25 protein-coding genes and 2 pseudogenes are annotated in these 25,629 nt (G+C 40.9%); 5 read left to right on the top strand and 22 right to left on the bottom strand.

What is annotated here, in order from left to right:
- Window positions 1-25 precede the first annotated feature (25 nt).
- From hscB to trmJ, 6 genes are all read right to left on the bottom strand, one after another.
- On the bottom strand, window positions 26-553 hold the full coding sequence (gene hscB / locus NQT69_RS15670) for a co-chaperone HscB (RefSeq protein ID WP_256828620.1): 528 nt from the start codon (window positions 551-553) through the stop codon (window positions 26-28).
- Window positions 554-628: 75 nt separating this feature from the next.
- Window positions 629-952 carry an iron-sulfur cluster assembly protein IscA gene (iscA, locus tag NQT69_RS15665; RefSeq protein WP_058560437.1) on the bottom strand — a complete coding sequence of 108 codons (324 nt, stop codon included), beginning with the start codon at window positions 950-952 and terminating at the stop codon, window positions 629-631.
- A gap of 9 nt (window positions 953-961) precedes the next feature.
- Window positions 962-1,345, bottom strand: coding sequence for a Fe-S cluster assembly scaffold IscU (iscU, locus tag NQT69_RS15660; RefSeq protein WP_087533305.1), 384 nt, complete (start codon window positions 1,343-1,345; stop codon window positions 962-964).
- Window positions 1,346-1,385: 40 nt separating this feature from the next.
- Window positions 1,386-2,603 (bottom strand): IscS subfamily cysteine desulfurase, encoded by a 1,218-nt coding sequence (locus tag NQT69_RS15655; RefSeq protein ID WP_087533306.1) that lies wholly within the window; start codon window positions 2,601-2,603, stop codon window positions 1,386-1,388.
- A gap of 22 nt (window positions 2,604-2,625) precedes the next feature.
- The gene (gene iscR / locus NQT69_RS15650) at window positions 2,626-3,117 is read right to left on the bottom strand and encodes a Fe-S cluster assembly transcriptional regulator IscR (protein ID WP_256828619.1); all 492 of its coding nucleotides are present in this window, start codon (window positions 3,115-3,117) and stop codon (window positions 2,626-2,628) included.
- Window positions 3,118-3,332: 215 nt separating this feature from the next.
- Complete coding sequence (gene trmJ, locus NQT69_RS15645; RefSeq protein WP_099296829.1) at window positions 3,333-4,055, bottom strand: tRNA (cytosine(32)/uridine(32)-2'-O)-methyltransferase TrmJ; 723 nt, start codon at window positions 4,053-4,055, stop codon at window positions 3,333-3,335.
- A gap of 188 nt (window positions 4,056-4,243) precedes the next feature.
- Between trmJ and NQT69_RS15640 the strand changes: the two are divergent.
- The 3 genes and pseudogenes from NQT69_RS15640 to suhB all read left to right on the top strand — a co-directional run.
- Window positions 4,244-4,399: pseudogene (locus NQT69_RS15640) on the top strand (four helix bundle protein); the annotation flags it as partial.
- A 281-nt stretch (window positions 4,400-4,680) separates the two neighbouring features.
- Window positions 4,681-4,818, top strand: a pseudogene (locus tag NQT69_RS15635) (hypothetical protein); the annotation flags it as partial.
- A 217-nt stretch (window positions 4,819-5,035) separates the two neighbouring features.
- Entirely contained in the window at window positions 5,036-5,839 is an 804-nt protein-coding gene (gene suhB / locus NQT69_RS15630) for an inositol-1-monophosphatase (RefSeq protein ID WP_256828618.1), read from the top strand.
- Window positions 5,840-5,877: 38 nt separating this feature from the next.
- Here the strand turns inward: suhB and NQT69_RS15625 are convergent, their stop codons facing one another.
- The 8 genes from NQT69_RS15625 to queA all read right to left on the bottom strand — a co-directional run bounded on the left by NQT69_RS15625 (window position 5,878) and on the right by queA (window position 15,540).
- Window positions 5,878-6,690, bottom strand: coding sequence for a substrate-binding periplasmic protein (locus NQT69_RS15625; protein WP_256828617.1), 813 nt, complete (start codon window positions 6,688-6,690; stop codon window positions 5,878-5,880).
- 63 nt (window positions 6,691-6,753) lie between these two features.
- Entirely contained in the window at window positions 6,754-8,541 is a 1,788-nt protein-coding gene (locus tag NQT69_RS15620; RefSeq protein WP_256828616.1) for a GGDEF domain-containing protein, read from the bottom strand.
- Between the two features lie 80 nt (window positions 8,542-8,621).
- Complete coding sequence (locus tag NQT69_RS15615; RefSeq protein ID WP_256828615.1) at window positions 8,622-9,152, bottom strand: hypothetical protein; 531 nt, start codon at window positions 9,150-9,152, stop codon at window positions 8,622-8,624.
- Between the two features lie 835 nt (window positions 9,153-9,987).
- Window positions 9,988-10,935, bottom strand: coding sequence for a protein translocase subunit SecF (secF, locus tag NQT69_RS15610; protein WP_256828614.1), 948 nt, complete (start codon window positions 10,933-10,935; stop codon window positions 9,988-9,990).
- Between the two features lie 9 nt (window positions 10,936-10,944).
- Window positions 10,945-12,804, bottom strand: coding sequence for a protein translocase subunit SecD (gene secD / locus NQT69_RS15605; RefSeq protein ID WP_256828613.1), 1,860 nt, complete (start codon window positions 12,802-12,804; stop codon window positions 10,945-10,947).
- Window positions 12,805-12,826: 22 nt separating this feature from the next.
- Window positions 12,827-13,165, bottom strand: a complete 339-nt coding sequence (gene yajC, locus NQT69_RS15600) for a preprotein translocase subunit YajC (RefSeq protein ID WP_256828612.1) — start codon at window positions 13,163-13,165, stop codon at window positions 12,827-12,829.
- A 28-nt stretch (window positions 13,166-13,193) separates the two neighbouring features.
- On the bottom strand, window positions 13,194-14,321 hold the full coding sequence (tgt, locus tag NQT69_RS15595; RefSeq protein ID WP_256828611.1) for a tRNA guanosine(34) transglycosylase Tgt: 1,128 nt from the start codon (window positions 14,319-14,321) through the stop codon (window positions 13,194-13,196).
- A gap of 187 nt (window positions 14,322-14,508) precedes the next feature.
- Window positions 14,509-15,540 carry a tRNA preQ1(34) S-adenosylmethionine ribosyltransferase-isomerase QueA gene (gene queA, locus NQT69_RS15590; protein ID WP_256828610.1) on the bottom strand — a complete coding sequence of 344 codons (1,032 nt, stop codon included), beginning with the start codon at window positions 15,538-15,540 and terminating at the stop codon, window positions 14,509-14,511.
- Window positions 15,541-15,702: 162 nt separating this feature from the next.
- On the opposite strand from queA, the gene NQT69_RS15585 reads away from it, so the two are divergent.
- Window positions 15,703-18,219, top strand: a complete 2,517-nt coding sequence (locus tag NQT69_RS15585; protein ID WP_256828609.1) for an EAL domain-containing protein — start codon at window positions 15,703-15,705, stop codon at window positions 18,217-18,219.
- A 212-nt stretch (window positions 18,220-18,431) separates the two neighbouring features.
- Window positions 18,432-18,656, top strand: coding sequence for a hypothetical protein (locus tag NQT69_RS15580; RefSeq protein WP_256828608.1), 225 nt, complete (start codon window positions 18,432-18,434; stop codon window positions 18,654-18,656).
- A gap of 34 nt (window positions 18,657-18,690) precedes the next feature.
- Here the strand turns inward: NQT69_RS15580 and NQT69_RS15575 are convergent, their stop codons facing one another.
- The 8 genes from NQT69_RS15575 to pstB all read right to left on the bottom strand — a co-directional run bounded on the left by NQT69_RS15575 (window position 18,691) and on the right by pstB (window position 25,620).
- Window positions 18,691-19,602 carry a hypothetical protein gene (locus NQT69_RS15575; RefSeq protein ID WP_256828607.1) on the bottom strand — a complete coding sequence of 304 codons (912 nt, stop codon included), beginning with the start codon at window positions 19,600-19,602 and terminating at the stop codon, window positions 18,691-18,693.
- A 10-nt stretch (window positions 19,603-19,612) separates the two neighbouring features.
- Window positions 19,613-20,206 (bottom strand): hypothetical protein, encoded by a 594-nt coding sequence (locus NQT69_RS15570; protein ID WP_256828606.1) that lies wholly within the window; start codon window positions 20,204-20,206, stop codon window positions 19,613-19,615.
- Complete coding sequence (locus tag NQT69_RS15565) at window positions 20,199-20,741, bottom strand: RNA polymerase sigma factor (protein WP_256828605.1); 543 nt, start codon at window positions 20,739-20,741, stop codon at window positions 20,199-20,201. Before NQT69_RS15565 ends, NQT69_RS15570 begins: the two co-directional genes overlap by 8 nt.
- Before the next feature lie 127 nt (window positions 20,742-20,868).
- On the bottom strand, window positions 20,869-21,786 hold the full coding sequence (locus NQT69_RS15560) for a hydrogen peroxide-inducible genes activator (protein ID WP_256828604.1): 918 nt from the start codon (window positions 21,784-21,786) through the stop codon (window positions 20,869-20,871).
- 93 nt (window positions 21,787-21,879) lie between these two features.
- Window positions 21,880-23,148, bottom strand: a complete 1,269-nt coding sequence (locus NQT69_RS15555) for an inorganic phosphate transporter (RefSeq protein WP_256828603.1) — start codon at window positions 23,146-23,148, stop codon at window positions 21,880-21,882.
- A 39-nt stretch (window positions 23,149-23,187) separates the two neighbouring features.
- The gene (locus NQT69_RS15550) at window positions 23,188-23,865 is read right to left on the bottom strand and encodes a TIGR00153 family protein (RefSeq protein WP_256828602.1); all 678 of its coding nucleotides are present in this window, start codon (window positions 23,863-23,865) and stop codon (window positions 23,188-23,190) included.
- Between the two features lie 171 nt (window positions 23,866-24,036).
- Complete coding sequence (gene phoU, locus NQT69_RS15545) at window positions 24,037-24,738, bottom strand: phosphate signaling complex protein PhoU (RefSeq protein WP_256828601.1); 702 nt, start codon at window positions 24,736-24,738, stop codon at window positions 24,037-24,039.
- A 54-nt stretch (window positions 24,739-24,792) separates the two neighbouring features.
- Window positions 24,793-25,620: a phosphate ABC transporter ATP-binding protein PstB gene (gene pstB, locus NQT69_RS15540; protein ID WP_256828600.1), complete on the bottom strand. Its 828-nt coding sequence runs from the start codon at window positions 25,618-25,620 to the stop codon at window positions 24,793-24,795.
- Window positions 25,621-25,629 lie beyond the last annotated feature (9 nt).

The raw sequence follows: 25,629 nt of genomic DNA, 5'->3' as shown, positions 1-25,629 counted from the left end.
TTACTATTATGAGTAAGTTAAAAAATTAATCGTCGAATAAACTGTCTTCAATACGTTCTAGTTCATCACGTAATTTATAAACAAACTTAAGCTTACGAATGTTATCTGCCGCTAGCTGCCATTGCTGTTCATCTTTACTTGCTAGTTGCTCTGCAAGCTGTGCGCTGTATTGGCTATCGAGTTGTTTTATTTGCTGTTCAAACTGCGCAATCGCTGCATCTGGATCTTGGCTAGAGCTTAACTCTTCAAGCTCTTCGCGTAGTTCCATTTGCTGCATTAAGAATAGCGGATCTTGCAAGGTTTGCTGTTCAGCACGAATATCAACACCGAGCTCACTTAGCATGTATTCGGCACGTTTTACCGGGTGCTTAAGTGTTTGTAGTGCGTCATTAATTTCAGCGGCATTCTGCACTGCTAATAATTTGTCACGGCTACTGCTGTTAGCGTGGCGATCTGGATGCACAGCACGTTGTAGCTCTAGGTAGTTTTTATTTACTGTTGCCAAGTCAACTTGGTAATCAACGGGTATTGCAAACAACTCAAAATAGCGCATTATCAAACCATATAAATATCAGATAGAACAAAGCCCTACAGGTGCAGGGCTTAATAAAACAATTGCGTTGCCTAGTTATACTGTGAAGCTTTCGCCACAACCACACTCATCCGCTTGATTTGGGTTAATAAACTTAAACCCTTCATTCAAACCTTCTTTCGTGTAATCCAGCTCAGTGCCGTCAATGTATACTAAACTTTTAGCATCAACGATTACCTTAACCCCTTGGGATTCAAATACTTCGTCGCCTTCAGATAAATCGTCTACAAACTCAAGAACATAAGCAAGACCTGAACAGCCCGTCGTTTTAATGCCAACGCGCAGGCCTAAGCCTTTTCCGCGATTTGCTAAAAATGATTCTACACGGTTTGCAGCCGCGTCTGTCAATGTCACTGCCATGATTATCTCTTACTTCGCTTGTTTACTTTTGTAATCTGCAATTGCTGCTTGGATTGCGTCTTCCGCTAAAATAGAACAGTGAATTTTCACTGGCGGTAACTCAAGCTCAGCACTGATATCAGTATTTTTGATCGTTGCAGCTTCGTCTAAGGTTTTGCCTTTCACCCACTCTGTAACAAGTGATGAAGACGCAATTGCGCTACCACAACCATATGTTTTGAACTTAGCATCTTCAATAACACCAGTATCAGATACTTTGATTTGCAGTTTCATTACGTCACCACATGCTGGTGCGCCAACCATACCAGTTGCTACTGATGGATCGTTTTTGTCTAAAACACCTACGTTACGTGGGTTTTCAACATGATCAATTACTTTATCACTATACGCCATAATACTATCCTCACTACCTGCTAGTGGGTGTGCCCATCAATTAATGATGTGCCCACTCAACTGAATCTAAATCAACACCTTCTTGATGCATTTCCCATAAAGGAGACATCTCACGTAAGCGACCGATAGAGTTTTTCATTAAATTGACGGTATAATCAATCTCTTCTTCGGTGGTAAAACGACCAATGCTGAAACGAATTGAGCTATGTGCTAGTTCGTCATTGCGGCCGAGCGCACGTAATACATAAGAAGGCTCTAAGCTTGCTGATGTACAGGCAGAACCTGATGATACAGCAATATCTTTAACAGCCATTAATAACGATTCACCTTCAACAAAGTTGAAGCTGATGTTAACAATTCCTGGTACTGATTGGTCTTGCGCACCGTTGAAGTACACTTCGTCCATATCAGCCATAATGCCATCAATTAAACGCTTACGAAGCGCACTGATGTGAGCATGATCTTTTTCAAAATCTTGTTTTGCAATTCTAAACGCTGCACCCATACCAACTAGTTGATGAGTTGCAAGGGTACCAGAACGCATACCACGTTCATGGCCACCACCGTGCATTTGTGCTTCAAGGCGAGCACGCGGCTTACGACGTACGTAAAGTGCACCAATACCTTTAGGACCATAAACCTTATGAGCAGAGAACGACATAAAATCAACTTTAAGCTGTTGGATGTCGATTAATACTTTACCTGCACTTTGCGCTGCATCAACATGGAACATGATTTTGCGCTCGCGGCACATTTCGCCAATTGTCGCGATATCTTGAATCACACCTAGCTCGTTATTCACGTGCATGATGCTTACTAACACGGTGTCTTCACGCATTGTTTGCTCAAGCTTTTTAAGATCAAGTAGGCCGTTTTCTTCAACGTCCATATAGGTTACTTCAAAACCTTGACGTTCAAGCTCACGACACGTATCGATAACAGCTTTGTGCTCAGTTTTAGCGGTAATTACATGCTTACCTTTCTTTTTGTAAAACTGTGCTGCACCTTTAATTGCAAGGTTGTTTGATTCTGTTGCACCCGAGGTGAAAACGATTTCACGTGGGTCTGCATTAATTAGATCAGCAATATCAGTACGAGCCTGATCAATCGCTTCTTCAGCTTGCCAACCAAAACGGTGTGAACGTGATGCAGGGTTACCAAAATTGCCGTCCATTGTTAGGCATTGCATCATTTCTTTTGCAACACGCTCGTCAACTGGCGTGGTTGCTGCGTAATCTAAATAAATCGGTAACTTCATTTCTATCTCCGCTGGCGCCAACTTATAGTTGACAGCTTACTTGAATATTTTCCAATTGCTTAATTGCATTATTAACACTGTTATCTTGGCGAGATGCGACTTCTTTCACGTCGGACTTCTCAACCAATTCAGCAAGGGTAATACCATTTAAAAAGTCTTCAATTCGTGCACTTAGGTCTGACCATAATGTGTGGGTCAGACAACGCATGCCGCTTTGGCATCCGCCTGTTGCGCCATGACAGCGCGTTGCATCAACTGATTCATCAACGGCGCTTATTACATCGCCGACTGAAATTGTGCTTGAGTCGCGACCAAGTAAATAACCCCCACCTGGACCACGCACTGAGCTTACTAAACCATTTTTACGTAAACGGGCAAATAATTGCTCAAGGTATGACAAAGAAATTTCTTGTCGTTCTGAAATATCGGCAAGGGGCACGGCACCTACATTTGCATGTAGTGCAACATCGAGCATAGCTGTAACGGCATACCTGCCTTTTGATGTTAACTTCATGAAGCCCCCGCACAAAAGAGTGCAAATTTTAATTACCAGAGTAAAATAGTCAAGTATTATATTGAAACGGCTTTAGAGCTTAGAGCTTAGAGCTTAGAGCTTAGAGCTTTCAATATACTTCAATACCCGACCTTTTTGGTCAAGTATTGTGTTCATTGTAATTACCTGAGTAATTTAGTCAAGTATTAGTCAGTAAAAGTGCTTATAACTTTCGCTTATTTTATAGACTTGTTTATTGACGTTAGAATGCCGCGTAAAATATTCATTTCAGCGTCTTCTGGGCGTGCGCGGTTAAATAAACGACGCAACTTGGTCATAACTAAACCTGGGTGCTGTTTAATAATAAAGCCGGTGTTATGGAGTGTTTCTTCTAAGTGGTCGTAAAATAGCTCGGTTTGTTTTGAGCTTGGGTATACCGCTTCGTCTTCTTCAACTTTTTTAGGTTGTTGATTTAAAAAAGCCATGCGCGTTTCGTAACACAACGTTTGTACTGCCATGGCTAAGTTTAACGAGCTGTACTCTGGGTTAGCAGGAATACATACATGATAGTTACAAAGCTGTAATTCTTCGTTAGTTAGGCCACTGTTTTCACGGCCAAACACCAACGCAACAGGACCATTTACAGCTTCATCGACAAGTTTTTCACCACATTCACGGGGCTCAACCATAGGCCAAGACAAAGTACGTGAACGAGCACTGGTACCAATAGTAAGCGCACAATCAGCAATAGCATCTGCAACGGTATCAACAATCACCGCATTACCTAGTACATCGGTCGCACCCGCAGCCAACGCACTAGCATGACTATCAACTTCACATGCTGGGTCAACCAAATAAAGCTTTGATAAGCCCATGGTTTTCATTGCACGTGCTGCAGAACCAATATTACCTGAATGCGAGGTGTTTACTAAAACAATACGGATGTCATCTAAGATCATTGCGGTGTTACTTAACTCATACAAAAAATTGGTGGGGATTGTAGCACGTATATTAGCTCTAAGCGATAAGCTGCAAGCTTTAAGCTACCCGTTCAAACACACTTAAAGTTCTAATAATCTCGACTTTTAATTTGACCATAGACTCAAATCTAAGCTATATAATTAAGTACCTAAAAAGGAATTACATGATGAATTTTGAAAAACTAGAAGTATGGAAACGTTCAGCAAGATTAAGTGCTGATATTTATATTCACACAAAACAAATTACAGACTTTGGCTTTCGTGACCAGTTAACTCGCTCAGGCTTATCTGTTCCTAGTATTATCGCTGAAGGGATGAGTAGATATATACCCAAACCACCTCAAGATGCGAGTTTCAGTTGGAATTAAAAGCGATTTAGGCAAGGCATTGATTGCAAGTAATAGTGGTTCTATTGCTAAAATCAATAACGCAGAATAAATCGCTTTTAAACCAACCCTTCGGGCGTTTCACAGGTGCTTACTCTCATCGTTGTTACTTCTTAAAAGGGATGACCATTCTTGCAAAGTAACGCCTTGATATTAAGCGCCTGTGAAACGCTGAATTCTGTATATTGAGGTAGCTTGGGTATAATAGTAGAGAAAAGAAACGCTTTCTTGATATTGCAAGATCATCACTTTCTGAGGCTCGTACTCAAATATATATTGGAATTGAAATTGAATTCATAAATAAAGAGCAGGGCGCAGTTGGTTACAGGAAACAAAAGAGCTATCTGCGATGTTAAACAGCCTAAAAAACAAATTAAGCGCCAATGATTAGTAGCACTGGATATTACTTATGACTTAAAGCTTAAAACTCTACAGCTTTTTTCCTTCCCAAACAAAGATGTACAAAAAACACTCAAAACTATTTAGGGTTTATTGTTTACTTTGTGGCAAAAGTCGCTAAAATACGCCGGCTTAAAATATATAAACGTTCTTTTACAACCCAAAGGTAAAACCATGCATCCAATGTTAAACATTGCGGTTCGCGCTGCGCGTAACGCAGGCAAACTTTTACTTCGCGCGAGTGAAGATTTATCAAAAGTTGAAGTGCAACAAAAAGGCACTAACGATTTAGTAACGAATATTGATAAAGAAGCTGAAGCCGCAATCCGCGACACTATTTTACAGTCTTACCCTACTCACTCTATTGTGGGCGAAGAATTAGGTGAGCACAAAGGCAAGGATGCAGATTACCAATGGATTGTCGATCCTATCGATGGCACAACTAACTTCATCAAAGGTCTTCCTCATTTCGCGATTTCTATCGCATTAAAAGTTAAAGGTCGTTTAGACCAAGCTGTAATTTATGACCCTATTCGTGGTGAGCTTTTCACAGCATCACGTGGTCAAGGCGCACAGCTAAACAGTAAACGTCTTCGCGTTAGCAAAACCACCGTTCTTGCAGGCACTGTACTTGCTACAGGTTTCCCGTATAAAAACAAACACCACATGGATGCATACACTGAAGCATTCAAAGCATTGTTTGTTCACACTGCTGATATTCGTCGTGCAGGTTGTACAGCGTTAGATATGGCGTATGTTGCAGCGGGCCGTGTTGATGGTTTCTTTGAAATTGGTTTAAAACCTTGGCACAGTGCTGCGGGTGAGTTAATGGTTAAAGAAGCAGGCGGCATGATTGTAGATTTCGCTGGCGGTAATAACTATAACCAAAGCGGCAACCTTATCTGTGGTGCACCAAAACTGACACAAGCGATTATTCGTGAGATCCGTCCAGTTTTAACTGAGTCACTACAGCGCTAAAGCGCTAGTTAATTAAAAAAGGAGCTTTGGCTCCTTTTTTAATTTTCAAAATAAGGGTTTACTAATTCAAGCTCGGTTGTTTTCGTTGTAGCATAAGGGAGAGATTCTAAATCCTGCAAAAAATAACTTTCGAATAGCGCCTTAAACTCCCCTGTTTGCTCCAGTTTAATTAACCCCTTTTCAATCGCATCGGCAAGCTCTGGCTTTTCTTTTGATACAAAATAATAAAATGCAGCTGGGTAACTAATAAACAGATTAGGCACTATAGCTAACTCGGGATTATCAATCTCTTTAAGCTCAGACGCTACCTCAATAAATGAGCGAGGAAAATAATCAACTTGGCCTTTTGCAGTTAAGCTAAACATCGCGTCGTAATTGGCAAGCGGCCTAACAGTTAAGCCATTGTGTGCCAATATTTTTGTATCTGGCCAATCATGCCCTTGGACAGCGCTGAGCTGTTTGAATTGCTCAATTGTAGTGACTTTTTCAAATAGCGGCAATAATTGCCGACTAGTTACTAATGCTCGTTTGCCAATATAACCACGATAAAGTGGGATCTTAATTGCTATAGCCAGTGTTTCTCGTTCTGGGCTGGTCATACTCCAGTACAAGTCGACATTGCTATCTTCTAGCGTGATCAGCGCACGTTGCTGATGTGGATGCACAATAACGTGATTTAACTGAACGGGGTATTGAGCAACATGCAGCGCTTGCTTGAGTAGCTCACTTAAGTACTCATCACGCTTATATTGTGCTCTTGGCTCTTGAGCTACATTAATGGTTTGTGCAGTGAGCGTAGCGCAATAAAACAATATCGCGTGTAAGGGAAAATAAAAAAAGGCTCGTTTCATTAGGGCTAATACAGAGTGTTTTTTCTACGCTACACCTTGATGAGTAAATACTCAAGTCTTAAATTAGAGTGCTTTTTTTTCTGGCGTTAACCTAACCACAGCGGGGGTTGGGCTGCGGCGCTTACAAATAAACAAGTGACTTTCTTTATATCGCTTCGCTTCTTTTTTTGCATCGGTTGCTAAGGCGGCAACTTGATGACTGTTATTACACAGTGCTAAGTCGGGCTCAACCAGACCAATCGATAACGTTAATAAAGGCACAAATTGCTTTTGCCCCTCTCGGTTACTTGCCCAATAGCCGCCACTGGCAATATGCTCAGGGGTAAAAAATGCCCTAGCTTTGCTTTCAAAGTCACTGATTATATAATTACACACGAGAGCCGCTTCATCACTGTCGAACACAACCATAAAATCATCACCGCCAATGTGACCAACAAAGCTTGGAATATTCGCGCATGCTTGCACTGTGACATCGGCCAGTAACTTGATCACACTATCACCACTGGCGTAGCCGTATAAGTCATTAAATTGCTTAAAGTGATTTAAGTCTATGTAAGCAAGCGAAAACCCATTTTTACCGCGTAAGCGATGCTCAATGGCTTCATTTATTGCCACATTACCTGGTAGCATCGTTAGTGGGTTAGCATGTTGCGCATGACGAATTTTTTCATCAGTAATATGTTTAAGAATATCGCGCAATGGTGCTAACCCTAAATACTGGCCTTCGCGAGTAATAATAATATGACGACGAATATCAAAATCATTTTCAGTGATTTGCTGGCTTACCGTATCAAGCAATTGGTTTTCATCTACAATCAACGGCTGTTTATGCATTAATGCCGTGACCGGTTGCTTATCGTATAGTGCATGGCCATATGGGGCGGCAAAAACTTCGGTCAGTTGGTCTTTATGTAGAAGACCTACAGGTTGCTGTTGCTCGTTTAACACTGCGATGCTGATTATCGTTTTATCTTGCTCAAATATTTTATGAGCATCTTTACAACGAGTTTCACTTTCAATGGCGTCCTGCTCTATAGCTAACCAACCGATGGCCATTGATTGTTCAAACTGGTTATTTGCTGGAATGAAGTTAAGCCGTTCAACTTGTTGGCTATTAAACTCAGCACTTGGAGTGGTGGTTGGTCGCTCCAGCAAAAAACCTTGAGCGTTTACAATACCAAGGCTTTCTAATAAATAAAGCTCTTCGATACGCTCTATGCCCTCAGCGATCACCTGTGTTTTGGTGACTTTAGCAAGCTCTATAATTGATTTTAAGAACTCTTTTTTCACCACACTATGGTCACAATGATCAATAAAGTAACGGTCGATTTTGACAAAGTCAGGGCATAACTCAGACCACTGTTTTAAACCCGAGTAACCCGCACCTAAATCATCGATGGCGATAGAAAAGCCAAGCTTACGATAGTGTGCGATTGTTTTTAATAATAAGAAGCCATCATCAACTTTTTCTTGTTCAGTTACTTCAATAACAACTCGACTAGCGGCTAAGCCAAACTGTTCGATTAGATGTAAAGTTTCACCTTTTGGGTGACAAGGATCTAACAGTGTTTTCGGGCTAACGTTTAAAAATAACTTACCTTTTAAATTGAGATTGACAAAGTTTTCAATCGCTTTAGAGCGACATAGTAACTCTAATTCTGAAATTTTATCGTAATGAATAGCAGCTTTAAAAAGTTCATAGGGCATTTCGAGCACACTATTTTTAGGCCCGCGACTTAATGCTTCATAGCCTAAAATTTGTTTACCTGAAATATCAAAAATAGGTTGGAATAGGGTTGTTATATCACTGTTATGTAGTATATTTTCTAATGAAACTCGCTGAATACTCACCTATCACCAAACCAATTACTATTAAGAAGAGGCGGTTAAAGTAGCAAGTATGTATGACAAATTTATGTCACTTATATTGCTCAATCAGTAAGCTCGGCCTCTACTTGATCAAAGTGAGCAATGGCTTCAATTATATCAAGCTCTGCCGTTTTGTATTCGAGCTTGTTATTAAGCCCTTGCCGTGCAATAGCTTGCACCGTAGCACCATGTACTAAGACTTCTTTAATGTGATAGCAAATAGGCTTATTAAAGTTAGGCAATTTGTGGCCATTAAGGTAATCGCTTGCAATTTTTTCAACTGATAAATTGACCATCTCGCTTGCAGCAGCGTTTAAACTTGTTAAATAGCGTTTACATTGCGGGACCTCAGCAGCTAACTCATTTAATAATAACTGCGACAACTCAACTAATTTAGCAGACTCTTGCTCTAGCTTTTCAGCGCCTTCGTTAGCGTAAATAATCGTTAATACATTAGCCGCTTGATTACGATACTGCTCAAGCAAAGTCACTTGCACTGGCTCAACTGTTAACTCAGGTTGCTGAGATTGAGTATTATCACCACACGCACTCACTGTGATTGAAAGGCAAATCAGAAGAAATAGCTTAAGCATAGATTGATTACTTGCATAAAAAACAACGAATAGCGCCCATTATATGAAAATTCACCTTATAGAAACAGCAATAATTAAATTAGTCGCAGACGATGGCAGCTTGAGCCTCGGGCTTTGGCAACGGGTTATTAATGCATCTTGTAGGAGAGCGCTTTAGCGCCGATTGGTTTTACATAGAGCGCAAACCTAAACACCATCACGGCTGAAGCCTGTTCCCACGATATATTTACCCGTAGGAGAGCGCTTTAGCGCCGATAGATTTTACATAGATCGCAAACCTAAACATCATCACGGCTGAAGCCTGTTCCTACGATATACCTAATCGTAGGAGAGCGCTTTAGCGCCGATAGGTTTTACATAGATCGTGAACCTAAACAGCATCACGGCTGAAGCCTGTTCCCACGATATATTTACGCGTAGGAGAGCGTTTATCGCCGATTGGTTTTACATAGAGCGCAAACCTAAACACCATCACGGCTGAAGCCTGTTTCCACGGTATATTTACACGTAGGAGAGCGCTTTAGCTCCGATTGGATTTTACATAGTTCGCAAACCTAAGCACCATCACGGCTGAAGCCTGTTCCTACGGTATATTTACACGTAGGAGAGCGCTTTAGCGCCGATAGATTTTACATAGATTGCAAACCTAAACACCATCACGGCTGAAGCCTATTCCTACGGTATATTTACACGTAGGAGAGCGCTTTAGCGCCGATTGGTTTTACATAGTTCGCAAACCCAACAGCATCACGGCTAAACCCTGTTCCTACAATAAAAAAACCGCTCAAAGAGCGGTTTTTAAAGATACATTTAGTTCTACTGCTTTGATTAATATCTAAGGCATTGGATCTAAATCTGCACCTTCTTTTTCAATCACTTCTGGGATCAAGTCTTCTTTACTTACACCCATTGTAATAGCGACAGCACTGGCAACATATATTGATGAATAGGTACCAATAAACACACCAAACAGTAAAGCTGTGGCAAAACCGTGGATTGTTTGACCACCCCATACAAACAGTGCAACCAATACCAAGATTGTGGTAATTGATGTCACTAATGTGCGGTTAAGGGTTTGCGTAAGTGAGATGTCGATGATCTCAATCGTGTCGTCGATACGCACCTTGCGGAAGTTCTCACGAATACGGTCAGATACAACAATGGTATCGTTAAGTGAGTAACCTATTACTGCAAGTATTGCAGCAAGAATGGTTAAATCGAACTCTAACCCTAGTACTGAGAACAAGCCTAAAGTAATGATCACATCATGCAGAAGTGCTGAAACTGCACCCAATGCAAAACGCCACTCAAAGCGAAATGCAACGTAAATTAAGATACAGATAAGTGCAGTTAACATGGCTAGGCCACCCTGCTCTTTTAAGTCTTCACCTACACTTGGGCCAACAAACTCAATACGGCGCATTACTACACTGTCGTCAGCTTGTTTAAGTGCCGCAATAACTTGGTTACCAATAACTTCTGCTTTTACGTCATCGCCACGCGGTGCTAAACGTACTAAGATTTCTTGGCTAGAACCAAACAACTGCACCGATGCATCTGCAAAATTATTCTCAGCAAGAACCGCACGTACTTTTTTCAAGTCTGCAGGTTGCGAGAAGCCGACTTCAACGGCTGTACCACCGGTAAAGTCTAAACCAAAGTTTAAGCCCTTTACAAAGATTGACGCTAGTGAAGCCAGAATAAGCAAGGTTGAAATACCCATTGCAACTTTTCGTAACGACATGAACTTTAACGTTCGGCCGCCTAATTTTAAAATTTGCATTATCGCTCCTTAAATTGACAGCTTATCGACACGTTTACCGCCGATAAATAAGTTGATCACGGCACGCGTACCAACAATTGCTGTAAACATTGAAGTCAAAATACCAATCGCTAATGTTACGGCAAAGCCTGCAATTGGACCGGTACCCACAGCAAACAAAATAATCGCTGCAATTAAGGTAGTGATATTTGCATCAAAGATAGTACTAAATGCACTGTCGTAACCATGATGAACCGCTTGTTGAGGACTACGGCCATCAGCAAGTTCTTCACGAATACGTTCAAAAATAAGTACGTTGGCATCAACGGCCATACCTACAGTTAGTACAATACCCGCAATACCTGGTAACGTTAGTGTCGCGCCCGGAATAAGAGACATAACACCCACTATCAACACTAGGTTCGCAGCGAGTGCAATGTTTGCTACTAAGCCAAAACCTTTGTAATAAACCAACATAAATATCAGTACGAATAAGAAGCCTAATGCGACTGCGGTCATACCTGCTTCGATATTTTCTTGGCCTAGGCTTGGACCAACAGTACGTTCTTCAACAATTTGAATTGGCGCAACAAGTGCACCTGCACGAAGCAGTAAGCTTAAGTTATGCGCTTCAGCAGGGTTATCAATCCCCGTTATACGGAATGAACGGTCAAGACGGGCTTGAATAGTCGCAACGTTTATTACTTCTTCCACTTTAATTGGCGGAAGTGCTTTACCGTTGGCATCTTTTTTACCTGATGGTTTATATTCAATGAATACCGTCGCCATACGTTTACCAATGGCACGTTTAGTGAACGCATTCATTTTCGCGCCACCTTTGCTATCAAGGCTGATACTTACTTGTGGACGTTGATATTCATCGGCACCTGATTGTGCACCTGTAATATGGCTTCCTTCAAGAATAATGCGCTTTTTAAGCACCACAGGGTAACCATCACGGCTCATGATCATCTCTGTGCCAGCTGGAATACGCCCTTGTGCTGCAGCCGTTGGATCGGCATTTTCGTCTACTTCACGAAATTCAAGGGTTGCAGTTGCACCGAGTATTTCTTTCGCGCGAGCTGTGTCTTGTACACCTGGTAATTGCACAATAATACGCTCAGCACCTTGGCGCTGTACGTTTGGCTCTGCAACACCAATTTGGTTAATACGGTTACGAATAATCGTTTCGTTTTGCTTGATAGCATAATCGCGAATTTCTTTTAGCTTTAGCTCACTAAGGTTGGCATAAAACGCATTGTCATTTGAGCTATCATCAATGAAGGTATGTAACGGGTAGCGAGACTGTAAAAAACGCTCTGCTGCCTCTTTATCTTCTTCGCTGCGCATTTCAACGCGCATACGCTCGCTATTAGCAACACGACGCACTGAACGATAGCGAAGTTTTTCACCACGCAAATCACTCTTATAGTCTTGCTCCATTTGTTCCAGCGCGTTATCAACGGCTGTCACCATGTCGATTTCCATTGTAAAGTGAACGCCGCCACTCAGATCCAAGCCCAACTTCATTGGGTTACCACCAAGGCTTTTCAGCCAATGAGGTTGCGCCGGGGCCATATTAATGGCTGAAATGTAATCTTCGCTTAGTGAATTACGCAGTAAATCTTGTGCTTTTAGCTGCTCTTCTACATTTTTGAAACGAACTAAGATTTGTCCGTTTTCAAGCTTGGTAGATTTCACTGTAACGTTATTGTCTTTGAGGATGCCATTTACTGTATCTAATACGCTGAGCTCAACATCTGCACCTTTTGCCCCTGAAACTTGTATAGCCGGATCACGGCCATACAAGTTAGGTGAAGCATATAAAAGGCCAATTGCTATCACAGCGAGAACAAGTAAATACTTCCATAATGGAAACTTGTTTAACACGTGCCTGTCCTTATGATTTTAATTATAGCGACTTCATTGTGCCTTTAGGCAATACTGCAGATACAGCAGATTTTTGTACTGTTACTTCAGCTTGATCGTTTAATGAAATAACGATGAAGTCTTTATCTTCAGCGATTTTAGCAATTTTACCCACTAAACCACCTTGTGTTAGTACTTCATCACCTTTTGCCATCGCATTCATAAGTGCTTTATGCTCTTTAACACGCTTAGCTTGTGGGCGATAAATCAAAAAGTAAAACACTAAACCAAAAATGGCTAACATAATTAGCATTTCATAACCGCCACCTGCTGGTGCTGCACCTGCCGCACTCGCGTGGGCGTTTGAAATAAATAAACTCATAACACTTCCTCTTTAATTTTTATAAAATTTAATCGTTTATATCTGCAAGCTCTGGCACTTCTTGGCCACGGCGAGCATAAAAATCATTAACAAATTCATCTAACTTGCCTTCGCTAATCGCGTTGCGTAGGCCTTCCATTACACGCTGATAGTAACGTAAATTATGGATTGTGTTTAGTCGCGCACCTAAAATTTCATTACATTTATCAAGGTGATGCAAGTAAGCACGTGAATAGTTTTTACAAGTATGGCAATCACACTCAGGATCCAGTGGGCCCGTATCTGTTTTATGCACTGCGTTACGGATTTTAACAATACCACCGGTGACAAATAAGTGGCCATTACGCGCGTTACGGGTTGGCATTACACAGTCAAACATATCGATGCCGCGGCGTACCGCTTCAACTAAGTCTTCTGGTTTACCTACGCCCATTAAGTAACGCGGTTTGTTCTCTGGCATTTTATATGCGCAGTGATCCAGAATGTTGATCATCTCATTTTTAGGCTCACCAACAGATAAACCACCTAATGCATAACCATCAAAGCCTATTTCTTCAAGGCCTTGTTGCGACTGAGCGCGAAGCTCAGGGTACATACCACCTTGAATAATACCAAATAAAGCTGATGGATTATCACCGTGACCTTCTTTCGAACGCTTAGCCCAACGAAGTGATAACTCCATTGAGTCTTTAGCTTCTTTTTCAGTGGCAGGGTATGGCGTACATTCGTCAAAAATCATTACGATGTCTGAGCCTAAGTCACGCTGTACTTGCATGGCTTTTTCTGGCGAAAGCATGATTTTTTCACCGTTTACTGGTGAGCTAAACAATACACCTTCTTCAGTGATTTTACGCATTGCGCCAAGGCTAAAAACTTGGAAGCCGCCTGAATCGGTTAGGATAGGACGATCCCAATTCATAAAGTCATGTAAGTCACCATGTTGTTTGATGATCTCAGTTCCTGGGCGAAGCATTAAATGAAATGTATTACCTAAGCAAATTTGCGCGCCAGTATCTTTTACTTCATCTGGGGTCATGCCCTTAACAGTACCGTAGGTACCTACAGGCATAAATGCAGGTGTTTCGACTACACCTCGATCAAAAATCAAGCGGCCGCGGCGCGCTTTACCGTCAGTACGGTCTAATTCAAATTTCATATCATCCTCAATGTCGGAAAAACAGTCCAACTACTGATGTCGGTAAAACATACCAACAAGCTATAATTTAACCGCTCGATTCTACCATTAGTTACTATGGCATTACTATTAATTGGGGTAAAAGCTGAAGATTAAAAGTAAAAAAGCCCAGCATTTTGCCGGGCTTTTAGAATCATCAAATAAATTTCTATTTACGGGTCAAAAACATCGCATCACCGTAGCTAAAAAAGCGATACTTTTGTTCTATTGCTATTTGGTATGCATGCATGATGTTCTGTTGACCTGAGAAAGCACTTACTAACATGATAAGCGTTGATTCTGATAAGTGAAAGTTAGTCACCATGGCATCAACAACATTAAATTGATAACCCGGATAAATAAAAATATCGGTATCACCAAAGTAACTATCCAGTTCACCACCATTCATTTTAGCGGCAGATTCTAACGAACGTACAGAAGTCGTTCCCACGGCAATGACGCGTCCGCCATTGGCTTTAGTTTTGGCTACAGCAGCCACTACGTCTTGTGGAACTTCGATATATTCTGAATGCATAATATGGTCATCGACCGAGTCTACCCGCACCGGTTGAAAAGTGCCCGCACCAACGTGCAAGGTAACAAAGGCCATATTCACACCTTTATCTTTAAGCGCGGCCATTAATGCGTCATCAAAATGTAAACCAGCTGTAGGGGCCGCGACGGCTCCTGGCTTTTCACCGTACACTGTTTGATAGCGCTTGCGGTCATCTTCTGTGTCTGGACGGTCAATATATGGCGGTAATGGCATATGGCCAATGTCGTTTAAAATTTCTAACACATTGTCGCTATCTGTAAACTCTAATTCAAATAACTCACCTTGGCGCCCCACCATAGTCGCTTTTGCTTTACCTTCAAGAGTTAAGGTGGTGCCTTCTTTTGGTGATTTGCTAGCGCGTACATGAGCAAGTACTCTGTGTTCATCAAGCACGCGCTCAACTAACACTTCAACTTTACCGCCTGACTCTTTTTGCCCGTACATACGCGCAGGAATCACTTTAGTATTATTAAATACCAGTAAATCATTTTCCTTCACTAACGCTAAAATATCGCTAAATACCTTATGTTCAAGTGCACCTGACGGGCCATCTAGCGTGAGTAGGCGACTACTTGTTCTATCTTCTTTCGGAAAACGAGCTATCAGTTCATCAGGGAGGTCAAAGCTAAAGTCAGCAACGCGCATATCAAATATATCCAGATCAAAAAAGTCGCACCAAGTTTAACTGTATCAACCCTATTGCTCAACTAAGATTGGTGACAGGTTAATGTTTTCTTGTGATTCGGGACAAATGGCATTATCCTAATCCATCAAATTAAGCATGGGTTAATAAGAGGTAATGACTACATGGCTAAGCAGCTAAAGTTGCTGATTTTAAACGCCAGTGTGACTGAGCGTCAGACTATTAGGTCAACTCTTACTAAACTAAATGTGTTTACTTTTATCGAAGCGGCTGACACCACTCAAGCGCTCGACTTTTTAAAGCATCAAGCTGTCGATATTGTTATTACAGGTCTCGATGTGGGGAAAATAGATGGTTGGCGATTTTCTCGGATGATTCGCTCGGGGTTATTAAAAACGCCAAAAAACACTCCCATAGTGCTGACTCCGCCAATTTATTGTGAGCGTATTGCTGAAACAACGGCACGCAGCTACGGAATTGACGCGGTATTACCTTTTGAACGCCAAGATATGCTACCGCAGGTATTGGCCAATGTATTATCAACACAGTTAGAAAAAAGCAGCCGCTTAAACTTGCTGTTAGTCGAAGTTGATGATGGCAAAGCTGCTGAAATTGAACAAACCTTAGCGCTGAATTTTACATGCACGCGCGCGACCACAAATAAACAAGCTCTAGCAATTTATTTGCAGCAGGCATTTTCGATTGTGTTGCTTGACGCAACGGCTGCTCATGCAGGCCCTGCCAGTGAACTTGTTAAAAACATTTTACAGCATAACCCTAAGCAAGCCATTGTTACAATAATTGAAACAAACGATGCTGATTACACTGAACAGTTACTGCTCTCTGGTATCACTGACTTTATCCGCGCGCCTTATGAACAACCCTTTTTAAGTAAGGTTTGCGATCATGCAGCTCGTCGCGAAGACTTTATGGTCAGTTATGCTGAATTTGCACAGAAAGTTGAACAATTAAGCCAAAGTCAAAGCCGCTATAAGGAGTTATTTTCTGCTCACCAACGTATTTTATTACACTTAAATACCGTTGTGCTTGAGTTTGATCAGCAAGGACTTATTCGCTTTATTAACCCAGCTTGGGAATCATTAAGCGGCTATGGCATAAAGCACACCTTAACTAAATCCCTAACTGATTTTTGTGTTGATGAATGCAAGGTAAAACTATTAAGTACTATCAGTACAATTTTACAAGATGGTATCGAACAACAAAAAGTTGAAATTCAGATCATCCATAAGGATGGCCGAGCAATATGGGTTGAGTGTCGCTTACAACTAATAAAAAATAGTAGCAGTGCGGCAACGATTACTGCCACCATTGATAACATTCATGAGCGTAAACAAGCTGAACTGCAACTGCGCCACCTTGCACTACACGATACCTTAACAGGACTGCATAACCGCTATTATTTTGACCAACAATTAAATCGTATTTGCCAAACAAGCAATACCTATGCTGATGTTGAGCATGCACTTATCTACATTGATTTAGATCACTTTAAAATTATCAATGACAGTAAAGGACATCAACAAGGTGACATCGTTTTAAAAGAGGTGGCCCAGTTATTTACCGCCAATATAAGTGATGAACATCTTGTTTGTAGAATTGGTGGTGATGAATTTGCTGTCATTTTGAAAAATATCAATTTATTAGATGCTCACTTGGTTGCCGAAAGTATCTGTATGGCCATTGAAGGGCATCAGTTTAAATCACAAGAGCAAGTATATTCGATTAGCTGCTCTATCGGATTAACTCAGATCACCGCAGCCAATAACGACCCGAGTGAGTGTTTAAAACAAGCTGATATCGCCTTATATATTGCCAAAAATTTAGGCCGAAACCTGGTCCATTGCTACTCAAAAGACGATGCGAGTCATAATACCTTACAAGCCGGACTTGAGTGGGGTCACAGTATTCGTCAAGCTTTACAGCAAGATCACGTTGAGTTGCATTACCAAGCTATTTGGGACTTTAAAAAAGGTGAAATAGCTTATTTTGAAACTCTACTGAGATTAAAGCTCGATGGTGAACTTGTTTATCCAAACCAATTTATACCTTCTCTTGAATTACTCAATGACACCTATTTAATGGATCAATGTGTTATTCGTAATGCAATTGCGGCGATTGCAGCGAACCCAGAGCTCAATCAAATAGCCATTAACCTTTCTGCCCAGTCATTTTTAGATGAACGGTTACTTCCGCATATTGAGTCGACTCTTGAGGCGTTTAACTTACCCGCAACACGCGTTATTTTTGAAATAACCGAGTCAGCAAGTATTAATAACTTGACCGCGACCAGAGCCATGATTGAAAAACTTAACCGCCTTGGCTGTCACTTTTCAATCGACGATTTTGGCACCGGGTTTAGCACCTTTAACTACCTTAAACAGTTGCCCGCACAACATGTAAAAATTGATGGCTCATTTGTACGTGACATGCTCAATGATCCTATCGATCTGGCCTTAGTAAAAGCAATTAATGATATTAGCCGCTCTTTAGATAAGCGTTCGGTTGCAGAATATGTTGAAAATGAAGACATATTTTTAGCGCTTAAAGAAATAGGCGTTGATTACGGTCAAGGCTACTTTATTTCACGCCCTGTACCAGTAGAAAAAATAAAAACTGAGCTTGAAAAAATATCGCAAAACAAAACTTTTTACGAACAATAACCTAGCTCATAAAACAAGCTACACAGCCAATTTTAGCTATTTTTTTACTTCCATCTAGCCGTAACTCATCTATACTTTGTACACGGTGTTGTTAAATGTCTTGTTTTTATGATGATAAACAAAAATATACATGACATCACCAATTAGCTAGAACATACTACTGATCAATTAACATTTTGTTAGTAGTATTGTCGAATTTAAGGAGTTAAATTATGGCGCAATTGATCGTATTACTACTACTGATAAATTTAGGGATTACCTATCAGTGTTACCGCTATGCCTGTTTAAAAGGCTACCCAGTTTTTACCTTTACATGCTTAGGTTTGGTGCCTTACTTTAATTTAGTGGTATGGATGTATTTATTATTTTTACCGGATATTACCCCATTCAATAAGCAGTTTGAGTATGAAGGACACAATGAAAAGCAGCCTTTATAAATAAGGCTGCTTTTTTTGCCCAGGGATAGCATAATCAAAATTGGTAACTAACAGCTTTAAGTGCTAACTCGGCAGCCTTAATATCACCTATAACACATTTTTTTATGTCTGCTTTATTAAATACTTTAATCACATTTTTGTTTTCTTCACCTAAGCCTTTGAGCACAAAGCTGACATGTTCATTGTTTGGTAAGCTACGTAAACCACTGCCATAATCACACAAAGTTAAACTAATGCTGTTATTTACCTGTGTGAGCAACTTTTGTTGCTCTGCGGCTTGCTGCTTGACACGCTCGGCTTGCTTTTCAGTGATATCTTGACGCAGCTTTTGCTGCTGTTTAGTGAGCTTAACTTGTTGTTTTTCAAGTGCCGATATTTCTTTTTCAAGGCTCTTTTTGCGCTGTGCTAACTTTTTAGCTTCTGCGCTATTATCATGGCGGCTAGCAAACTCTAAATCACGCTTTTCACGCTCTAAATCGCGTAGCTCACGACTTATATCACGCTCTTGCTCTGCAACCTCCCTGACACGCTCAGCCCCTTCTCGCATTACCTCCATCGCTTGTTGGTATGCTTCGCGCGATGATTCAACAGCCTGTTCACTAATAACTTCAACATGGTCACTAATAAACTCAATATTTACCTCAGAAAAATCTATCTCAGGCATTGGCGGTAATGGCGCGCTTGGTACACTGCTAAAGATACTTTGCCAACGGCTAGCACCGCGGATCTCAAGCTCAAACACCACACCTTGGTTAACTAAATAAGTAGCAGTCATCGCGCGCACTCGTTTGTCGATATCTTGCTTGAGTGCTGTGCTTATAATATTTTCCATAATGCCGACTTCTCGTTGAATCGATGCCAGCTCGGCCGGGGTTTGTGCGATTAACTTGCCGCTTGTACAAGCTATAATCGCGGCCATAGCGCTGCTAATAAGTTTTCTATTCATGCTCTTACTCCTAATTTCTTGCAATAGCAGTCATTGGCTGCTCTTGTACTTGTTCTGCTAAATCATTCAGTTGCATACGAAGATATGCTTGATCTTGGGCGCGCTGTGTTTTGATATAGGTAATTAAATTAGTGATATCTTCTTGGCGCTCAACTCGCCCTGTGGTTATCGCCTCTTTGGTTAATTGATACATCTGTTGCTGCTGCAATTCATTTTGCGCAGTAATAATATTCTGCAGTTGATCAATCTGCTTTTGCTGTGATTGCAATAACTGAGTTTGTTTGGCTAATTGTGCCATTAATGCACTATCTCGGGTGTTGTCTGGTACTAGCAGCACGGCTAAGCTACACACCACAACAGAGGCAGCAATAGCCCAAGCGGCAAAGTTATTGCGTTTACTAAACCGTGGCTGCGGCTCCAATGTCGACTCACGATCCCACTTAGGCACTGGCGCCTGCTGATGCTCACGGCTTTGCATTTGCCAATGCTGCGCTTGTACCATCATGACTGCGTATTCGGGATCCGCATTCAGTTGCTGACGTTGCGCGTCAGATAAAGGTTTTCCCTCTAACCATTGCTCAAAAAGCATATCTAAATTAGCCATCAACGGCCTCCAAATGAACTTTTAATTTACCTAATGCACTATATAAACGTGATTTAGCTGTATTGGTCGAAATGTCCAATTGCAGTGCGATTTCTTCAAATGTGCAATGCTGAAAAAACTTTAATTCCACTACTAAACGCTGCTCCCAAGGCAGGGAGAGCATCATCTGTGTTAGCTGCTGGTGTTCTAAATGCGCTAATTGATTACCTTCAATATCACTGTTTTCGCATGCAGGCTCTGGCGCTTCACCTAACGGTTGATACAATTTTCGCCGACGATAAAACTCAACCCCTCGACGGTGAACTATTTGAAATAACCAAGTATTAAAACTTGATTCACCGCGAAATTTAGGCAGGCTTTTATACACAGAAATAAACACTTCCTGCATTAAATCCATAGCATCGTCAGGGTTACTGAGCATCCGCAAGCAATGGTTATAAACTTGGCTTTCATGCTGTTTTACCAACTTTAGCCAAGCACGTTTATTGCCTTGTTGCGCCTTTGCGATTAATGTTTCTAGTGACTGAAAAAACACAATTCTCAATGTTTATTTAATTTACTTATAAGGTTAGTCGAGGGCGGATAAAAGATAGTTTGAAAAGATCATAAAAAAAGCTCAAATAAATTGAGCTTTTTACGGTAAAACCATTTTCTGTTGGCTATCAAGCCTTATTCACTTGGCACTGTTTATGTAAAAACTCTTTCAGTGCTTGGCTAAATAACCTAAAGTCTCTAATTCGGCCTGTGGTTTTACGCCATAGAATGCCGATATCGCGGTAGGCATCCCCTTTAGATGGCGTAGCCAACATATTTTTATTGGCAAGAATGCCTGCGTTAATGGCCATTTGCGGTAAAAAAGTCACCCCAAGTTGATGCTCTACCATACTTAACAATGTATGTAGGCTTGCGGCTTCAAACGGGTTAATACAGCTGGAGCGATTTAAATGACAAGCGCTTAATGCGTGCCCTGTCATGCAATGTTCACGCTCTAATAAAAATACACTCGCATCAGGTAATAAATTAAAGTCTTCAATACCTGCAGCAGGTTTGTAATCTGAATGATGTACTAAACTAAAATGATCTTGAGCCAATATTTGCGTATGAAACTTATCGGTATCGTAGGGTAATGCCAACAACGCCATATCAATGTGCCCATGCTCGAGCTTATCCAGTAATTTATCACTGGTATCTTCGACCAAAATCAACTCTAATTCGATGAAGTTTTGTTGGCAAAAATGGTATAAAGGCGCAGCTATAAAGCTGGCTATAGTCGGAATAACCCCTAAAGTTAGCTTCCCGCTCAGAGGGTTTAAATGGCTTTTTGTCAGCTCTTTTACACTTAGTGTATCATCTATTATTTTACGTGCGCGCTCTACAACCTCTTCACCTATTGCAGTAAACATTAAACTACGGTTTTCCCGCTCAATTAACTGACAACCGAGCGTTTCTTCTAAAGTTTGAATAGCGCTACTCAAGGTGGACTGGCCGATAAAACAAGCACTGGCAGCACGGCCAAAGTGTTGATGTTGATGCACAGCTAATAAATATTGCAGCTGTTTGATACTGGGTAAATTAGTCATTACTTTTGTTACCTACAAATAAAAAGACCCCAATACCTAGGGCATTGAGATCTTTTCAAGCTAAAAGTCTGTGCTACTTAAAAGCTGCGGGAATTAGACTCCAAACGCAGTTCTTAGTATGTAGAAAATAACAATAGCAAGACCTGCACCAACTGGCAATGTTATTACCCAAGAAACCACAATGTTTCTTACAACACCCATATTAAGTGCAGCAATACCACGTGCCATACCTACACCCAATACCGCACCCACTAAAGTTTGCGTTGTTGAGATTGGTAGACCAGTGCCTGATGCAATAACAACTGTCGATGCTGCTGCCAGCTCTGCAGCAAAACCACGGCTTGGTGTTAAGTGTGTGATACCTTCACCAATGGTTTTGATTACTTTCTTACCTAAAATGGCAAGACCTGCAACAATACCAATACCGCCTAGTGGTAATATCCACCAAGCTAGAGCCGCTTTTTTAGCAATCTCACCGTTATTTTCAACGATATTAACAACAGCAGCTAGTGGTCCAATCGCATTTGCAACATCATTTGAACCATGGGCAAATGCCATACAACACGCAGTTAAGACCATTAAGATAGCAAATACTTTTTCAACATTGTTGAATTGCATTTTCTTATCCGCTTGTGGGTCTATCTTTAAGCGAGAAATAGCGATTTTACCAATAATACCTACGATTACCGCAATACCAATAGCGAGCGCATAACCTTCAACAGCTCCCATATTAATACCAATATGCTTTAGGCCTTTTTTAATGGTGACTAAAGACATAATAAAGCCAGCTAAGCCCATATAAATTGGCACAAAGCGTTTAGCGTTTTTAAGTGGTGCGTCTGTATCAAAGATGAGTTTTTGTGCACTCATAAATATCAGGTAAGCAATAAAGCCAGAAATCGCAGGGGTTACAACCCAACTACCAACAATACCTGCAACTTTACCCCATTGAATAGCTTCACTACCTACTGCTACAAGGGCAAAACCAATAATTGCACCAATGATAGAGTGTGTTGTAGAAACCGGCCAACCCAAAAATGAAGCGATAAGTAGCCAGCTACCTGCAGCAAACAGTGCTGAGATCATACCTAATACCATCAATTCAGGAATATCCAAAAATGGAGTTGAATCGATAATACCTTTACGAATCGTCGATGTTACCTCGCCGCCTGCGAGATAGGCGCCTGCAAATTCAAAAATCATCGCAATAAAAATTGCTTGCTTGATAGTTAATGCTTTTGAACCTACTGAGGTACCCATAGCATTAGCAACGTCATTCGCGCCAATACCATAAGCCATAAAAAAACCGACTGCTGCGGCAATTAAAATTAATACCGTGCCATAAGATGCAATGATATCCATTGTGTAACCTTAATCTTTCGTTATTGAACTGAGTGTAAATTAACGAGCTAACATCAGCTCAAGACGTGAACCTACGCGTTCTGCGATATCCGCAAGTTCGCCAACCCATTCGATGATTTTATATAAAAACATTACATCAACTGGATTTAGTTCATCTTCAACGGCGCGTAATTGGCGACGTATTTTGATTTGCATGTCATCCGTGTCTTGTTCTATTGCATCCAATTCAACGAGCATTTTTTCCACTAAGGTTACTTCGCGACCTTTAAAACCAGTTTCGAGTAACTCATCTAACTCATTAATCGCATTGGATGCTTGTTTAGTGGCATCAACACAACGAGTTACATAAGCGAGGAAATCAGCTTGAATTTCTTTCGGAATGGTCATTTCACGACCAATTACACGACCAGCAATGTCTTTTGCTTTGTTGGCAATTTTATCTTGCTGGGTGACGAGTTCGAGCAGATCAGTACGCTCCACCGGCATGAATAAGCCACGCGGTAGTTGTAAACGTATATTTCGTTTCATATCGTCGGCTTCACGCTCTAAATTACGAATGTTCAAGCGAATTTCTTCTGCTTGAGTCCACTCTTCTTTAAAAACGTGATTGAAAAAAGGGATCAAAGCTTTACTTGCTTGATGTACCTTCTTGATGTGATCTTCCATTGGCTTGATAGGAGATTTTGCGAATACTCCTAAAAATGCGTTTGTAGGCATAACTGACCCTTAAATCAAATTAGTATGCTTTGCGGCGTGAATTTTACAGCATTCACAACGATTGTGAACGCTTTTTATTACTTCACAGCCCCCTGAATACAATATTAATTGTGGCTCTCATAGAAAAAGCGACCTTTGGCCGCTTTTAAGAATAAATTATTAATGTCATTATTATAATGACTTTTCTATATCATCTTGAGATATATGACGAATATCTTTACCGTTAACAAAGTATATGATGTATTCAGCAATATTCTGGCAACGATCGCCGATACGCTCTAATGAACGAACAGACCATACTAAATCCATAATTTTTGGAATTGAGCGCGGGTCTTCCATCATGTAGGTCATTATTTGACGAGTTATCGCCTCATACTCACGGTCAACTTTTGCATCTTCTTTATGTACTTCAAATGCCCTTTGTACGTCCATGCGTGCAAATGCATCTAAAACATCATGTAGCATTTTAGAAACTTGACGACCCATGTTTTCAATATTCACTAATAAATCTTGCTGATCTTTAGTAAATGAATCTAATGCCACCTTTGCAATACGCTCAGCTTCATCACCAATTCGCTCAAGATCGGCAATAGTTTTAGCTATCGCCACGACTAAACGTAAATCGCTCGCAGCGGGTTGACGACGAGCGATAATACGCGTGCATTCATCATCAATATTCACTTCCATCGCATTGACTTTATAGTCATTTTCACGAACTTTGCGTGCAAGCTCTGCATCGCCGTTGCTGACGGCATCAAGTGCGCTATTTAGTTGCTGTTCAACTAAACCACCCATGCTCAATACATGGTTACGTACATTCTCAAGCTCTTGATTAAAACGGCCAGAGATATGCTTATTGATATTGTGTTCCATTGTTTACCTTCTTATCAAATTCGTAATAACACAACAAAAAAGGGTCGCTATCCCCTAACCGTAACGACCAGTAATGTAGTCTTCGGTTTTCTTTTTGCTCGGCGTGGTAAATAGAGTATTCGTATCTGCATACTCGATTAATTCGCCCATGTACATAAATGCTGTTTGATCAGATACACGTGCTGCTTGTTGCATGTTATGAGTAACAATTACAACGGTAAACTTATTTTTTAAATCATTGATCAATTCTTCAATAACCAATGTAGAAATTGGATCAAGTGCTGATGTTGGTTCATCCAGTAATAATACTTCTGGTTCAATCGCAATTGAACGCGCAATAACTAAACGTTGTTGCTGACCGCCTGATAAACCAAACGCACTATCATGAAGTCTATCTTTTACTTCATCCCATAATGCAGCGCCACGAAGGGACTGCTCTACCACTTCATCTAACTTACGTTTTTCTTTGATCCCTTGTAAGCGTAGGCCATAAACCACATTTTCGTAAATTGATTTAGGAAATGGGTTTGGACGCTGAAACACCATGCCAACGTTACGACGAAGCGCAGCAACGTCAACGCTTTTATCGTATATATTTTGTCCGTGTAGCAGTATTTCACCTTCAATACGGCAAATATCAACTAAGTCATTCATACGGTTAATACAACGTAATAGCGTTGATTTACCACAACCTGACGGACCGATAAAAGCAGTTACTTGGCCTTTAGGGATTTTCATATTCACTGAGCTTAGTGCTTGTTTGTCACCATAGTAAAGATCTAAGTCTTTGATCTCGAGTGCTGTTTGCTCAGAGGCTAAATTATCTAAGTCCAATTTCAAGCTGCTGCCTGATTGGTTAACTTGTGGAGCGACTGTAATCATGTCTTTTTA

It is taken from the genome of Pseudoalteromonas shioyasakiensis (genome assembly GCF_024518675.1).
Taxonomy (GTDB): domain Bacteria; phylum Pseudomonadota; class Gammaproteobacteria; order Enterobacterales; family Alteromonadaceae; genus Pseudoalteromonas; species Pseudoalteromonas shioyasakiensis_B.
This window is presented reverse-complemented; position numbering and strand designations above follow the sequence as displayed.

Bases quoted from the DNA above. Each gene is read 5' to 3' on its own strand.
- hscB (WP_256828620.1), bottom strand. From the start codon at position 553: ATGCGCTATTTTGAGTTGTTTGCAATACCCGTTGATTACCAAGTTGAC.
- iscA (WP_058560437.1), bottom strand. From the start codon at position 952: ATGGCAGTGACATTGACAGACGCGGCTGCAAACCGTGTAGAATCATTT.
- iscU (WP_087533305.1), bottom strand. From the start codon at position 1,345: ATGGCGTATAGTGATAAAGTAATTGATCATGTTGAAAACCCACGTAAC.
- NQT69_RS15655 (WP_087533306.1), bottom strand. From the start codon at position 2,603: ATGAAGTTACCGATTTATTTAGATTACGCAGCAACCACGCCAGTTGAC.
- iscR (WP_256828619.1), bottom strand. From the start codon at position 3,117: ATGAAGTTAACATCAAAAGGCAGGTATGCCGTTACAGCTATGCTCGAT.
- trmJ (WP_099296829.1), bottom strand. From the start codon at position 4,055: ATGATCTTAGATGACATCCGTATTGTTTTAGTAAACACCTCGCATTCA.
- suhB (WP_256828618.1), top strand. From the start codon at position 5,036: ATGCATCCAATGTTAAACATTGCGGTTCGCGCTGCGCGTAACGCAGGC.
- NQT69_RS15625 (WP_256828617.1), bottom strand. From the start codon at position 6,690: ATGAAACGAGCCTTTTTTTATTTTCCCTTACACGCGATATTGTTTTAT.
- NQT69_RS15615 (WP_256828615.1), bottom strand. From the start codon at position 9,152: ATGCTTAAGCTATTTCTTCTGATTTGCCTTTCAATCACAGTGAGTGCG.
- secF (WP_256828614.1), bottom strand. From the start codon at position 10,935: ATGCAAATTTTAAAATTAGGCGGCCGAACGTTAAAGTTCATGTCGTTA.
- yajC (WP_256828612.1), bottom strand. From the start codon at position 13,165: ATGAGTTTATTTATTTCAAACGCCCACGCGAGTGCGGCAGGTGCAGCA.
- tgt (WP_256828611.1), bottom strand. From the start codon at position 14,321: ATGAAATTTGAATTAGACCGTACTGACGGTAAAGCGCGCCGCGGCCGC.
- queA (WP_256828610.1), bottom strand. From the start codon at position 15,540: ATGCGCGTTGCTGACTTTAGCTTTGACCTCCCTGATGAACTGATAGCT.
- NQT69_RS15585 (WP_256828609.1), top strand. From the start codon at position 15,703: ATGGCTAAGCAGCTAAAGTTGCTGATTTTAAACGCCAGTGTGACTGAG.
- NQT69_RS15580 (WP_256828608.1), top strand. From the start codon at position 18,432: ATGGCGCAATTGATCGTATTACTACTACTGATAAATTTAGGGATTACC.
- NQT69_RS15575 (WP_256828607.1), bottom strand. From the start codon at position 19,602: ATGAATAGAAAACTTATTAGCAGCGCTATGGCCGCGATTATAGCTTGT.
- NQT69_RS15570 (WP_256828606.1), bottom strand. From the start codon at position 20,206: ATGGCTAATTTAGATATGCTTTTTGAGCAATGGTTAGAGGGAAAACCT.
- NQT69_RS15560 (WP_256828604.1), bottom strand. From the start codon at position 21,786: ATGACTAATTTACCCAGTATCAAACAGCTGCAATATTTATTAGCTGTG.
- NQT69_RS15555 (WP_256828603.1), bottom strand. From the start codon at position 23,148: ATGGATATCATTGCATCTTATGGCACGGTATTAATTTTAATTGCCGCA.
- NQT69_RS15550 (WP_256828602.1), bottom strand. From the start codon at position 23,865: ATGCCTACAAACGCATTTTTAGGAGTATTCGCAAAATCTCCTATCAAG.
- phoU (WP_256828601.1), bottom strand. From the start codon at position 24,738: ATGGAACACAATATCAATAAGCATATCTCTGGCCGTTTTAATCAAGAG.
- pstB (WP_256828600.1), bottom strand. From the start codon at position 25,620: ATGATTACAGTCGCTCCACAAGTTAACCAATCAGGCAGCAGCTTGAAA.